Raw genomic sequence first — 12,945 nt, 5'->3', positions numbered from 1 at the left:
ATACGCTGCTATTACATCCTATTTATACCCAATAGATTTCAAGATGCAGGAAGGCGGCAAGCAGAGGCGAGGCCCATGAATGGGTCGAGTAACCACCACCTGCAATTTGAAAGATGACCGGTATCGGAGAAAAGAATGCTGATTATTGAAACCCTGCCGCTATTGCGCCAGCAAATTCGCCGTTGGCGTCAGGAAGGAAAGCGAGTTGCACTGGTACCAACCATGGGTAACCTGCATGAAGGGCATATGACATTAGTGGAAGATGCCAAAACCCGTGCCGATGTGGTGGTCGTGAGTATTTTTGTCAATCCGCTGCAATTTGAACGCCCGGATGATTTAGCTCGCTACCCACGCACTTTGCAGGAAGATTGCGAGAAGTTGACCCGTCACGGTGTGGATCTGGTATTCGCCCCTGCGGCAGTCGATGTCTATCCAGCCGGTCTGGAAAGCCAGACCTATGTCGACGTCCCTGCCCTGTCTACTATTTTAGAAGGTGCCAGTCGCCCTGGTCATTTCCGTGGTGTATCCACTATCGTCAGCAAACTGTTCAATCTGGTGCAACCAGATGTTGCCTGTTTTGGTGAAAAAGATTATCAGCAACTGGCACTGATCCGTAAAATGGTGGCGGATATGGGCTATGACATCAATATTATCGGGGTGCCGATTGTGCGGGCGAAAGATGGTCTGGCACTGAGTTCCCGCAATGGCTATCTGACGGCTGAAGAGCGAAAAATCGCCCCGCAGCTCAATAAGATAATGCAAGCTCTGGCCGAGAAACTGATCTTGGGTGAAAGGCAGATTGATGATTTGCTGGCTGACACCGCAGAGCAATTACGTCATGCCGGTTTTACCCCGGATGAACTGTTTATCCGCGATGCCCACACCTTGCAACCATTGACCGTCGACAGTAAACAAGCCGTTATCCTGCTGGCCGCCTGGCTGGGTAAAGCACGCCTGATTGATAACCAACAGGTTGATTTACGTAGTTAACCCCGGACTGCGGTGAATAGCGGCCTAGCCCGGTTTTCACCGCACATCCCCTTTCCCTGCTCCTCTTATTCTTCACTAAACAAGGTGTTAACCCGAAAGCATTTTCTCTGTCTTTGGTATGTAATACATCGAATAAATAAAAGGGGATTGAAGATGGAAATTAGGGTTGGAAACCCTCTGTTTTCTACTGAGATTAGTCACTCAGTCATCGCAAATATAGCGAAAAACACAACACCACCATCGATGAGTCTATGGGAGATAATAAAGGACTTTTTCTGTTGTACCCATCATGCTGAAGCATTGGATTGTCTCTATCAACTGTGCCATCCTGTGAATAATACCGATGCAATGAACCCGGAGGAAATTCGCGACAACATAGCAAAAGCGTTTAATCAATTAAAACAGTTAGCAGCACCAGGATATGAAGATAGATTTTCTCATCCTGATAGCCCGAATGAGCAAGAGCAACATTTCATTATTACTGATAATAATGGCGCATTTATATTAAATATAATAATTAACATTAACACCAATAAATACTCAATCTCCACCTCTGATGGCACCAAAGCATCCCTATCTTTGCGACCAACGCCTGCACAAGCAACCGAGAGAGTATGGGATCGGGGGTTTGATCACATAACCCTGTTCAGCCAGCCGTAGACCCGTTTTAAGCCCCTGTTTTTATCACTCAATCGCTGAGTCATAGACAAGCGGTATAAAATCAGCAAAACTGGATGCTTCTCCCTAAATCAATCGATGATGGGATAGGATGCCAGACTTATTCTGGGTAATAACCGGGGTCAAAGGTAAGAGTTATGATACGCACTATGTTGCAAGGCAAACTGCATCGGGTCAAAGTCACTCAAGCTGATTTGCACTATGAAGGTTCCTGCGCTATCGATCAGGATTTCCTGGAAGCCGCAGGCATTCTGGAATACGAAGCCATTGATATTTATAACGTTGATAATGGTCAGCGTTTTTCCACTTATGCTATCGCCGCCGAACGCGGTTCACGGATTATCTCGGTGAATGGTGCCGCGGCGCGTTGTGCTTGTGTCGGTGATAAGCTGATCATCTGTTCCTACGTACAGATGTCTGATGCTGATGCCCGATTGCACCACCCTAAAGTGGCGTATTTTGAAGGTCAGAATCAACTGCAACGCAAGGCCAAAGCAGTGCCGGTTCAAGTCGCTTAATTGCCCTTTACACGTGCAGTTGCACCATAAAAAAGGCGCTTAAATACAGCGCCTTTTTCACATCATAAACTCACACTATCAAACAGCTAATCTGATTCCATCACTGTCGGTGCGGCAGGTACGGGTATCTGACCCGGTTCATTGGCAATACGTTCAGCCATGGTCGGTATTGAATCAGTACGCAAAATATATAGCCGCTTAAGGGTATACGGATTATCACCCGGTTTTACCTTGCCTTGTAGGGTGGTCACCGCCAAATGGAAACCCGCATTTTTCGCCGCATCGATTGCGGTTTGGTTAAAACCACCAAAGGGATATGACAGAAAGATCACGTGCGGATTAAATTGAGATAACGCTCGTCGTGAGTGTTCAAAATCAAAAACAATATTGTGATAAGAACGGCTCAATAAGATAGGGTTACGTTTATTATCAGTCCGATGTAAGAAATGAGTATGAGACTGAACATCAAATACATCCTGAATCTCTTTCAATTCAGAGATACTCATAAACTGTAATGAATCAGGGTTCCATTTTTGTGGATGGCGCTTAATTCGTGATGAAATAATAAATGCCGTAGCCCGGAAGCCATTTTCTTTCAATATAGGATATGCGTAGCGGTGGACCGATTTAAGACCATCGTCAAAGGTCAGTACTACAACTTTTGCGGGCAGATTAATCTTGTTATTGAGATAACCTTCAAGCTGATAGAGCGAAATCGTGTCGTAACCTGTCTGCTTGAGATAGGTCATCTGGTTACTGAATGCCGCATCAGAGGTGGTGGTTGATGTATTGAGGAAACGTTTATTCTCCTCATTCTTCAACATATGGTGATAGGTCAGGATCGGGATGCCGTTATCGATTTCAGCATCGACACTACTGACATAGCCTAAGCGATCACCAATATTGACCTGATACCAGGTATTCCCTAACCGGTCTTTCAATTTACCCACGATAGGGTAACGCAAGTTATCTACCAGCGTAGCAAACTGCTCACTGCGCACATCCGCCGCCAGATAGACAGGAGTTTCGCGCTTGATCAATATATTTTGATTGGGTAGGGGTTTATTCAGATCACCCAAGATATCGTTGGTTTTTCGTGCTTTGTTGATATCTTCTAAATCGTCCTTATCAATAAAACCGATGCCATTACCAAATTTAAATTCATAGTATTCTGCCGCGGCGGGTAAAACCTGAATAAGTTGATCTTCTTTAATCTCACCGACAGGAATGACCTTCTCACCAACCAGTGAATATATTTCGCTATCACGCTGTGCAACCATATATTTAGGCGTAAGTGTTGCTTCATCAGGTAAGAGATCTGCATGGGTTGCCGGTATCATTACCGACATGACAAGACCGAGTAGCATCCCAATAGCTATTCTGTTTTTATGCCACATTATCGTTCTACTTATGCGCATTTGGCGCTGAATTGAAAAGGGGAAAATCTGGTGCGCCAGCATAGCACGAGACGCCAGAAGTTGAGAAAGACGATATTAGATGGGGACATTATTTATTACGTTTAAATTCCAGTATTAACAACAATTAACTAACTAATAATTCACGATCAATCTCTGCTAATAGCCAAAGTCATTGGCGTTACAGCAAGGCGGTAAGTCAGCGCATCCCGATGAGCTTACATCAGTAAGTGATTCGGGTAAGTGAACGTAGCCAACACCGCTGTAACGTCAAGGCCGAAGGGTATTAGGTGCGTAGCCCACGACCACGCTCTATCAAATACCAAGCCCACGCATAAAACACCGCGATGAATACCACCAAAACACCAATGGTCAATACCAATGGCACATCAGAAATCCCAAGGAAGCCATAACGGAACCCACTTATCATGTACACAATGGGATTTAGTTTCGATACCACCTGCCAAAAAGGGGGCAGTAATGATAGCGAGTAAAATACCCCGCCCAGATACGTCAAGGGGGTCAGCACAAAAGTAGGCACCAGGCTGATATCATCGAACGTTTTGGCAAATACCGCATTCAGTAACCCACCGAGGGAAAACAGAATGGCCGTCAGCATCAATGTCAGTGCAATCATTGACCAAGAGTGGACATGCAACGGTACGAAGAACAGTGAGATAATCGTTACCAGAATACCGACACAGATCCCACGGGCGACCCCACCACCGACATAACCGATAATCACAATATGTGTGGGTACCGGAGCTACCAGCAACTCTTCAATACTGCGCTGGAATTTAGCACCAAAGAACGATGCAGCGACGTTGGCATATGAGTTGGTGATAACCGCCATCATAATCAAGCCGGGAACGATAAATTGCATATAATTAAAACCGCCCATATCACCAATTCGGGCACCAATCAGGTTGCCGAAAATAACGAAATAGAGCGACATAGTAATCACCGGTGGTACCAGTGTTTGAATCCAGATACGAGCAAAACGCGTAATTTCTTTGATCCAAATACTCTGTAATGCTACCCAATATAGGCGGGTCATGCTTTCTCTCCCCCGTTACCATTAACCAAGGTGACAAATAGCTCTTCCAGACGGTTAGCCTTGTTGCGCATACTTTGTACCTGAATTCCCTGAGCGTTCAATTGACTGAATAAACCATTCAGACCTTGCTCACGCTTAACATCAACCTCCAGCGTTGAGGTGTCCGTCAGACGATAACCATAACCTTCCAGCTTAGGTAGCGGGCTTTTAATACCCAAATCAAAAATAAAGGTTTCTGACTCAAGTTTGCCAAGCAACTGCTTCATGGTGGTATTTTCCACCAGTTCACCATTCTGGATAATACCAATGTTACGGCACAGCATTTCTGCTTCTTCCAGATAGTGGGTAGTCAGAATGATGGTAGTCCCCTGCGCATTCAGCTCTTTCAGGAACCCCCACATCGAGCGGCGTAACTCGATATCCACCCCAGCGGTAGGTTCATCAAGGATTAGCAACTTCGGCTCATGCATCAGCGCACGCGCAATCATCAAACGGCGCTTCATCCCGCCCGACAGCCGGATAGCGCGCTCATTGCGTTTGCTCCACAAATCCAACTGAGTGAGGTATTTCTCGGCACGTTGTAACGCGTCACGCCGCGTGACGCCGTAATACCCCGCTTGGGTAATCACAATCTGCAACACCGTCTCGAATGGGTTGAAGTTAAACTCCTGTGGTACTAACCCAAGTTGGCGTTTGGCATTCACGATATCATTATCAATATCGTAACCAAAAACTTGTACCTTACCGGACGTTTTGTTCACTAATGAACTGATAATGCCAATGGTGGTCGATTTACCCGCACCATTCGGCCCAAGCAGGGCATAAAAATCACCTGCCTCTACGCGCAGATCAATGCCACGTAGTGCCTGAACGCCACCTGCATAGGTTTTGGTTAGTTGCGTTATTTCCAGTGCATATGTCATAAGTAAAAAAGAACCTTATTCTATGAGTTTCTCAGCGATAACAGCATACCCATGCCTGACTTAGCTCGCCTGTCAGGGCAAGTTACGGGGAGCAGAAGGGATCATGGGTCGATACCGAGAAGATGTTACGCAGACGAAAATTGCGCGATCAACAGGGTCACTGTTCCGATTTCAAAATCGTTATCGTTGCCGTATATTATCCTATCGCAATCCGTTCATTACAGGCTATTTACATTAATGAAAGAAATAGAGAAGCTTCTCGCGAACAATGACATCTGGTCAAATTCAATCAGTAAAGATGACCCCGATTTTTTTGAACACCTGGCACAAGCCCAGAAACCTCGCTTTCTGTGGATAGGCTGTTCAGATAGCCGCGTCCCCGCGGAACAGTTGACCGGCCTGAAAGCGGGTGAATTATTCGTTCACCGCAATGTAGCCAATCTGGTTATCCATACGGATCTCAATTGCTTGTCCGTGGTGCAATACGCCATCGATGTTTTGCAGGTCGAGCATATCATTATCTGTGGCCACCTGGGCTGTGGCGGTGTTGAAGCCGCTATGCAAAAAGACCTTGAATTAGGGCTTATCGATAACTGGTTACTGCACATCCGGGATCTTTGGTTTAAACACAGCTCACTGCTGGGTGAATTGCCAGCTGAAGAGCGCAGCAATATGTTATGTAAAATCAATGTCGTAGAACAAGTGTATAACTTGGGTCATTCGACCATTGTCCGTTCCGCCTGGAAGCGCGGGCAGAAAGCCATGATTCACGGCTGGGTCTATGGTATTGACGATGGCAAACTGACTGATTTGAAAGTCTCGGCCACCAGCCTAAGCGAACTGGAAATAAAGTACCGCGAAGCAATGGCAAAAATACTGCAACCAAACAGACAAAACTAATAAGTGCTACGGGAGGGTGTTAAAACACACCCTATCCCATCCCTAAATGCTGCTAAAGACACTCGAACTCAAAATATTGACGTGCCGTGACCATCGGCAAATAAGGCGTAGCGAGCTAAATCAGTTTGAGTGCGCCCAGTACGCAAGAACCGGAGCGTACACCATGACTTTATAAATCATGGCTACGTGAGGATTCTTAGTACTGCGGAATCTCAAAATGGCGACGCGCAGTAGCCGCTCCTGATCACTCGTCAAACATCACGACTTTGCCTACATATGGCAAATGCCTGTAGCGCTGGGCATAATCGATACCGTAACCCACCACGAATTCATCAGGAATGGCGAAGCCGACCCACTCAACCGGCACCTGAACTTCGCGACGCTCTGGTTTATCCAGCAACGTGCAGATAGCCAGTGATTTCGGCCCACGCAATTGCAGAATTTCACGCACTTTACTTAATGTATTACCGGAGTCGATTATATCTTCAACAATCAGCACATCCTTACCACGGATATCTTCATCCAAATCTTTCAGGATTTTCACATCTCGCGTGGTACTCATGCCATTGCCGTAGCTGGAGGCCGTCATAAAATCGACTTCATGGGAAACATCAATGGCACGGCATAAGTCAGCCATAAACATAAATGAGCCACGGAGCAACCCGACCAGCACCATTTCACTGCCGCTATCGCGGTAGTGTTCGGAGATTTGGTGGCCTAATTCGGCAATTCGGGCTTTGACTTCCTGCTCGGAAATCATGACTTCTACAGTGTGTTTCATAAGTATTTACGTCGCTTTTTTACGTTACTTGCCACAAGAAAGCCGCTGAGTTTACCATAGCCTAAGCGATGTTGCGACGGACTCACCCGCCGCACACATAACCTGTTGATACCCCCTAAGCGCTGACGGTAAAGCCCAACATCATGCCAGTATCTTCATGTTCCAACAGATGGCAGTGGGCCATATAAGGCATACTGGCTGGTGCGAGGTGACTAAAACGCACTAATATCTCACTGCGCGCACCTTCCACTCGTACAATATCTTTCCAGCCACGGCGATGCTCTGCCGGTGGTTTGCCGTTTTCTGTCAAAATACGGAACTGTGTCCCGTGGACATGGAAGGGATGTAACATCATGTCGCCTTCACCAGAAACGGTCCACTTCTCGAATTTCCCGAGCTTCGCGTCAAACGCCGGTTCAATCATCGAGAACGGTTTGCCGTTAATCATATTGGCATGGCTGAAATCAAAAGCCGCCGCGCCTTTCATCGCGCCACTCTCCATACCGGCCATATTGCTGTGATCCATGCCATTCATGGCACCGTTACCCATGTTCATGCCAGCCATTGCTTGCATACCATAACGGCTCATCAGCGCTTGCATCCCTAACATATCCAATTTCGGATCCATCATCAGTTGGAACCAGCGCTCTTGCAAGCCAGTGGCATCGGCTAATGCCGGCACCACAACCAGCGAATCCGGGAGCACCTTGCTACCCGCGGCCAGTGATGGCTGAATGCGCAATACCGGTAATGGCTTATCGAACGGGGCCAGGGTCATACCCATCTGTTTCACTGGCAAAGTAACCAGATCAAGCGGCTTACCATCAGCAGTATCTACCAGCACCTCAAAACGTTCACCCATCAGTATTGGCAACTCACGCACGGCTACCGGTTCGGCCAGTAAGCCACCGTCGCTGGCAATCACATACATCGGGCGGCCATCGCTGAGTGCCAAATTAAGGGAGCGGGCATTACAGCCATTGAGCAGCCTTAGTCGCACCCAACCGCGTGGGGTGATTTGCTGCGGATAATGTGCTCCATTGGTAAACATCCGATCGCCAAACCAACCAACAGCCGCCGTCATCACATCTAACTGATAATCAATCTGCCCATCTTTACCCAGTAATTTATCCTGCAAAATAACCGGAATATCGTCTACACCCCACAGCTTTGGCAGAGGAAGTTTCTCGCTCTCACTGTCATCGATCAGGACCAATCCGCCTAAGCCCATGGCCACTTGCTGGCCAGTCTTCCCATGAGTGTGGGGATGGAACCAGCAGGTAGCCGCCGGTTGATCGACACTAAAAACAACCTGCCGGGTTGTGCCGGGTTGAATCAGTGCCTGTGGACCACCGTCCACTTCGCCGGGGATTTCCAGTCCGTGCCAGTGCACCGTGGTCGCTTCTGGTAGGGAATTAGTGATATCAATAGTGACCGGTTTGCCTCGTTGCAAACGGATGGCAGGCCCCAGTAGATTGCCATTATAACCCCAGGTCTGCGTTGCTACGGAGGGTAGCCAGGCCACAGTACCGGTCTGGATATTCAAATTAATTTTGCTATTGGCATCGGGCTGGAGCAGAGGCGGAATAGGCAGTGGTGATAAATCTGCGGCCAAGGCCGCGCGGCTCCATAACGGCAGTGAAGTGGCGGCTCCAAGAGCTGCCGTTAACTTAATAAAATCACGGCGATGCATGGTCGTCTCCATCTTGATAATGAGTGAGTGCCTGCAAGACACAAAAACAGCAGTTTGTGAGCTTAAACCCTCCCCTTACAGGAAGGTCAAGATGTAATCAATCACTTGGTGAGTCAATCCAAATCAGGTAAGTGATTCTGGTGATAAATCTGCTTGCACTAACCTCGCCTGGCAAGGTCCAGGGTGCGGGAGAGTCACCTGCATCGCTAACACCCCTGCGGCTTCAAGTACGAAGGGTATAATAAAATTTACTCTGAACCATCACAGTGTGATAACGTCTGTTAACAATGAACAAGCCTGTTTCCGCTATGAAAAGAACAACGTTAGTTATGCTGCTGCTTACTCTGTGCGGATTTTCATCTGCCAGTTCTGCATTAAGTGAATCCGAAGCAGAAGATCTTGCGGATCTGACTGCGGTATTTGTCTATCTGAAAAATGATTGTGGTTATAACGAATTACCCAATAACGAAATCAAACGGGCTATCGTCTATTTTGCTCAGCAAAATCGCTGGGACCTGCGTAACTATAATAGCTTTAATATGAAAGCGTTGGGCGAAGAGAGTTATCGCGACCTGCGTGGTATTGCTATTCCAGTTCCTACCAAATGCAAGTCTCTGGCCCGTGACTCGTTGAGTTTATTGGCTTACGCGAACTAACAATCCCGCCTTTACCCTTTCAGTCTGAAATTCCACCGTGCAACCTCATCCAGAGTTGGCTATGATATTGCCCCCATTTTTCATGGCTGTTACTGCGAAGGAGAAGCCCCGAACATGTCACAGAAAGAACTATGGTATGAAACATTGCATGCCAACTTCGGTCAGTATTTTTCAGTAGAAAATGTGCTGTACCACGAGAAAACCGAGCATCAGGATCTGGTGATTTTTGAAAATCCCGTGCTGGGCCGTGTCATGGCACTGGATGGCGTGGTTCAGACGACCGAGCGCGATGAGTTTATCTATCACGAAATGATGACTCATGTGCCTTTACTGGCCCACGGTCAGGTGAAGAAGGTACTTATCATCGGTGGTGGTGATGGTGCCATGCTGCGTGAAGTCAGCCGCCATAAAAATATCGAACAGATTACCATGGTGGAAATTGACACCGGTGTCGTGGAGTTCTGCCGCCAATATCTGCCGAATCACAGTGCGGGTGCCTATGACGATCCTCGTTTCACATTAGTTATTGATGATGGTGTTAACTTCGTTAACCAGACCACTGAAAAATTCGATGTCATCATCTCCGACTGTACCGATCCCATCGGCCCAGGAGAAAGCCTGTTTACCTCAGTTTTCTACCAGGGATGTGCCCGTAGCCTGAACCAAGGCGGCATTTTTGTGGCACAAAACGGCGTATGCTTCCTACAACAGGATGAAGCCGTCGGCAGCCACAATAAGCTTAGCCACTATTTCAGTGATGTCAGTTTTTATCAGGCCGCAATTCCGACCTATTATGGCGGTATTATGACCTTCGCGTGGGCGACTCAAAACCCCTCGCTGCGTCAGCTGGATCTTGCCACGCTACAACAGCGTTTTGCTAAAGCAGGCCTAAACTGCCGCTACTATAACCCAGCCATTCATGTCGGCAGCTTTGCCTTGCCGCAGTATCTGCTGGATGCCTTAACAGCCAAATAAGGAGGTGAACTAAATTGTCCAAGCTTAAACTACACGGCTTCAACAACCTGACCAAAAGCCTGAGTTTTTGTATTTACGATATTTGTTATGCCGAGACCGCAGACGACCGCGATGGCTATATCGCCTACATTGACGAACAGTACAACGCCAACCGCCTGACCGAGATCTTGAGCGAAACCTGCTCGATCATTGGCGCAAATATATTGAATGTCGCACGTCAGGATTACGACCCTCAGGGGGCGAGTGTTACCATTCTGGTCAGCGAAGAACCGGTCGATCCGCGCGATGTTGATACCTCTGAGCACCCCGGCCCGCTGCCAAATGCAGTGGTTGCCCATTTGGACAAGAGCCATATCTGCGTTCATACCTACCCAGAAAGCCACCCTGAAGCGGGGTTATGCACTTTCCGCGCAGATATCGAAGTCTCTACCTGTGGAGTGATTTCACCGCTGAAAGCCCTGAATTACCTTATCCATCAGTTGGAGTCCGACATTGTTACGATGGATTATCGCGTACGGGGTTTTACCCGTGATATCAATGGGATAAAGCATTTTATCGATCATAAGATCAACTCGATTCAGAATTTCATGTCTGACGATATGAAGTCGCTGTATCACATGATGGATGTGAATGTTTATCAAGAAAACATCTTTCATACCAAGATGATGTTGAAAGACTTCGATTTGAAGCATTATCTGTTTAACGCCAAGCCGGAAGAGCTGAGTGCCGCAGAAAGAGAACGTATTACTCGCCTGTTATATAAAGAGATGCAGGAAATTTACTACGGGCGTAATTTGCCAGAAATGTGATACGTTGCCGGTAATACCACTGTATTTATATGTTATTAATCAGTAATAAGTCAGACAAGAAACCAATTAATCGGGCATAACTCTTTTTGCCCGGTTAATACCTCCAACTCAAGGAATGACCCCGCGAATGAACCGCCTCCCCACCCTGTATGGCATTATTGCAATCCTACTTTGGAGCATGAGTGTCGCTTTGACGCGCGGACTATCTGAAACCTTGGGTCCATTTGGGGCCGGAGCGGCAATTTACAGCGTGAGTGGAGTTTTGGTGTGGTTGGTGGCGGGTAAACCCACGTTGCGTGGACAGCATCCAGCTTATCTGTACGGTTGTGGTTTGCTATTTGTGGTGTATATGGTGGCGTTCGCTTTGGCTATTGGTATGGCTAATGACCGTCAGCAGACACTGGAAATTGGCCTGATCAATTACCTGTGGCCGAGTTTAACCTTGCTGTTAGCAGTTCCATTACTTAAGCTGCGCGCCCGTTGGTGGTTATGGCTGGGAGTTGCACTTGCTCTATTCGGTGTAATCTGGGTAGTCAGCGGTGGAAACGGGCTAGATATCAATGTATTGAGCACCAATGTTAGCAGTAACCCTCTGGCCTACAGCCTGGCTCTCATCGCGGCGTTTACCTGGGCGGCTTATTCCAATCTGGTCCGTTTGTACAGCCGTGGGCCAGGGGCGTTGCCGCTGTTTTTACTCGCCTGCGCCCTGTGTTTGTGGGTCATGTTCTTTATGCTGACCCCCGGCAAGTTGCATTTCACCACACGGGCAACGTTTGAACTGTTACTTATGGGAGCCAACACTGCGCTGGCCTATCTGTGTTGGGATATTGCCATGAAAAAGGGCAATGCCACATTAGTGGCTGCTCTGTCCTACTTCACACCACTGCTATCGATATTGATTGCCAGCTTGTGGCTCAATACCCTGCCCTCAGCCGCTTTCTGGCCCGGAGTGGCGATGGTGGTGGTAGGTTCTCTGCTGTGCTGGTCTGCCAGCCGCAATCCCCTTCGAACTTGAAGCCGCAGGTAGGCAGCAACGCCAAGTTCTTTGAGTAAATATTTTATTTAGAAGTAATGAAGTTACGATAGCCTTTCAATACCAGCAGAAAGTCCTCTAATCCGCACAGACAGAGGCTTTCTTCATCATAGTAATTCATGCCCTCTTCCATCTCATCGCCGTCGAGATCCAGTTGATTGGCACGCACCATCACTTCTTCCCCATCCAGCCACAAGGTATATTCATGGCCGGTCAACTGCCATTGGCGCTCACTGCCTTTCACTTCCATAGCGGCGGCTTCAATTTGATCGAGTTTTGCCAGGTCGCCCTTAATCTCTTCATTGAGCCAATGGCCGATCACTTCATGTCCCATGGAGAATCTGACCAGCACTTGCCCTGTTAAATCACGCAAGAATTCATAGTCCATAGCATGCCCTCCTGATGCTCTTATAATTATTGTAACCGTATTTAGCCCACCCACTTGGCGCAAGCTCGCAAAGCCGGTAAATACCGCTAAGATTTCACTACCAGACGGTTTGTTTAAAATAGAAACGGG

The 12,945-nt window shown here is 47.6% G+C and carries 14 protein-coding genes; 8 read left to right on the top strand and 6 right to left on the bottom strand.

The window, feature by feature from the left end:
• Positions 1 to 135 precede the first annotated feature (135 nt).
• From panC to panD, 3 genes are all read left to right on the top strand, one after another.
• Positions 136 to 990: a pantoate--beta-alanine ligase gene (gene panC, locus V1956_RS06275; RefSeq protein WP_372558033.1), complete on the top strand. Its 855-nt coding sequence runs from the start codon at positions 136 to 138 to the stop codon at positions 988 to 990.
• A gap of 153 nt (positions 991 to 1,143) precedes the next feature.
• Positions 1,144 to 1,650 carry a hypothetical protein gene (locus V1956_RS06270; protein WP_442824914.1) on the top strand — a complete coding sequence of 169 codons (507 nt, stop codon included), beginning with the start codon at positions 1,144 to 1,146 and terminating at the stop codon, positions 1,648 to 1,650.
• Positions 1,651 to 1,805: 155 nt separating this feature from the next.
• Entirely contained in the window at positions 1,806 to 2,186 is a 381-nt protein-coding gene (gene panD / locus V1956_RS06265) for an aspartate 1-decarboxylase (RefSeq protein ID WP_032905470.1), read from the top strand.
• Between the two features lie 86 nt (positions 2,187 to 2,272).
• On the opposite strand, the gene V1956_RS06260 is transcribed toward panD, so the two are convergent.
• From V1956_RS06260 to V1956_RS06250, 3 genes are all read right to left on the bottom strand, one after another.
• A complete protein-coding gene (locus V1956_RS06260; RefSeq protein ID WP_372558031.1) occupies positions 2,273 to 3,583 on the bottom strand; it encodes a polysaccharide deacetylase family protein in 1,311 nt (436 codons plus the stop codon).
• Between the two features lie 304 nt (positions 3,584 to 3,887).
• Entirely contained in the window at positions 3,888 to 4,658 is a 771-nt protein-coding gene (locus V1956_RS06255; protein ID WP_372558030.1) for an ABC transporter permease, read from the bottom strand.
• Positions 4,655 to 5,581 carry an ABC transporter ATP-binding protein gene (locus V1956_RS06250; protein WP_420074615.1) on the bottom strand — a complete coding sequence of 309 codons (927 nt, stop codon included), beginning with the start codon at positions 5,579 to 5,581 and terminating at the stop codon, positions 4,655 to 4,657. Before V1956_RS06250 ends, V1956_RS06255 begins: the two co-directional genes overlap by 4 nt.
• A 237-nt stretch (positions 5,582 to 5,818) precedes the next feature.
• On the opposite strand from V1956_RS06250, the gene can reads away from it, so the two are divergent.
• Complete coding sequence (gene can / locus V1956_RS06245; protein WP_372558029.1) at positions 5,819 to 6,481, top strand: carbonate dehydratase; 663 nt, start codon at positions 5,819 to 5,821, stop codon at positions 6,479 to 6,481.
• 244 nt (positions 6,482 to 6,725) lie between these two features.
• On the opposite strand, the gene hpt is transcribed toward can, so the two are convergent.
• Positions 6,726 to 7,262, bottom strand: coding sequence for a hypoxanthine phosphoribosyltransferase (gene hpt / locus V1956_RS06240; RefSeq protein WP_372558028.1), 537 nt, complete (start codon positions 7,260 to 7,262; stop codon positions 6,726 to 6,728).
• 115 nt (positions 7,263 to 7,377) lie between these two features.
• Positions 7,378 to 8,955 (bottom strand): multicopper oxidase CueO, encoded by a 1,578-nt coding sequence (gene cueO / locus V1956_RS06235; protein WP_420074614.1) that lies wholly within the window; start codon positions 8,953 to 8,955, stop codon positions 7,378 to 7,380.
• A gap of 308 nt (positions 8,956 to 9,263) precedes the next feature.
• Between cueO and V1956_RS06230 the strand changes: the two genes are divergently transcribed.
• The 4 genes from V1956_RS06230 to yddG all read left to right on the top strand — a co-directional run bounded on the left by V1956_RS06230 (position 9,264) and on the right by yddG (position 12,410).
• On the top strand, positions 9,264 to 9,611 hold the full coding sequence (locus V1956_RS06230) for a YacC family pilotin-like protein (protein WP_016266377.1): 348 nt from the start codon (positions 9,264 to 9,266) through the stop codon (positions 9,609 to 9,611).
• A 114-nt stretch (positions 9,612 to 9,725) separates the two neighbouring features.
• Positions 9,726 to 10,586 (top strand): polyamine aminopropyltransferase, encoded by an 861-nt coding sequence (gene speE / locus V1956_RS06225; RefSeq protein ID WP_442824913.1) that lies wholly within the window; start codon positions 9,726 to 9,728, stop codon positions 10,584 to 10,586.
• A gap of 14 nt (positions 10,587 to 10,600) precedes the next feature.
• The gene (gene speD, locus V1956_RS06220; RefSeq protein ID WP_372558025.1) at positions 10,601 to 11,395 is read left to right on the top strand and encodes an adenosylmethionine decarboxylase; all 795 of its coding nucleotides are present in this window, start codon (positions 10,601 to 10,603) and stop codon (positions 11,393 to 11,395) included.
• A gap of 127 nt (positions 11,396 to 11,522) precedes the next feature.
• Positions 11,523 to 12,410, top strand: a complete 888-nt coding sequence (gene yddG / locus V1956_RS06215; RefSeq protein ID WP_372558024.1) for an aromatic amino acid DMT transporter YddG — start codon at positions 11,523 to 11,525, stop codon at positions 12,408 to 12,410.
• 43 nt (positions 12,411 to 12,453) lie between these two features.
• Here the strand turns inward: yddG and yacL are convergent, their stop codons facing one another.
• Positions 12,454 to 12,816, bottom strand: a complete 363-nt coding sequence (yacL, locus tag V1956_RS06210) for a protein YacL (protein WP_083160480.1) — start codon at positions 12,814 to 12,816, stop codon at positions 12,454 to 12,456.
• Positions 12,817 to 12,945 lie beyond the last annotated feature (129 nt).

Source organism: Yersinia sp. 2540 StPb PI, from assembly GCF_052217165.1.
Lineage (GTDB): Bacteria > Pseudomonadota > Gammaproteobacteria > Enterobacterales > Enterobacteriaceae > Yersinia > Yersinia enterocolitica_E.
The sequence above is the reverse complement of the archived record's forward strand: the minus strand, read 5'-3'. Positions and strand labels throughout refer to the sequence as shown.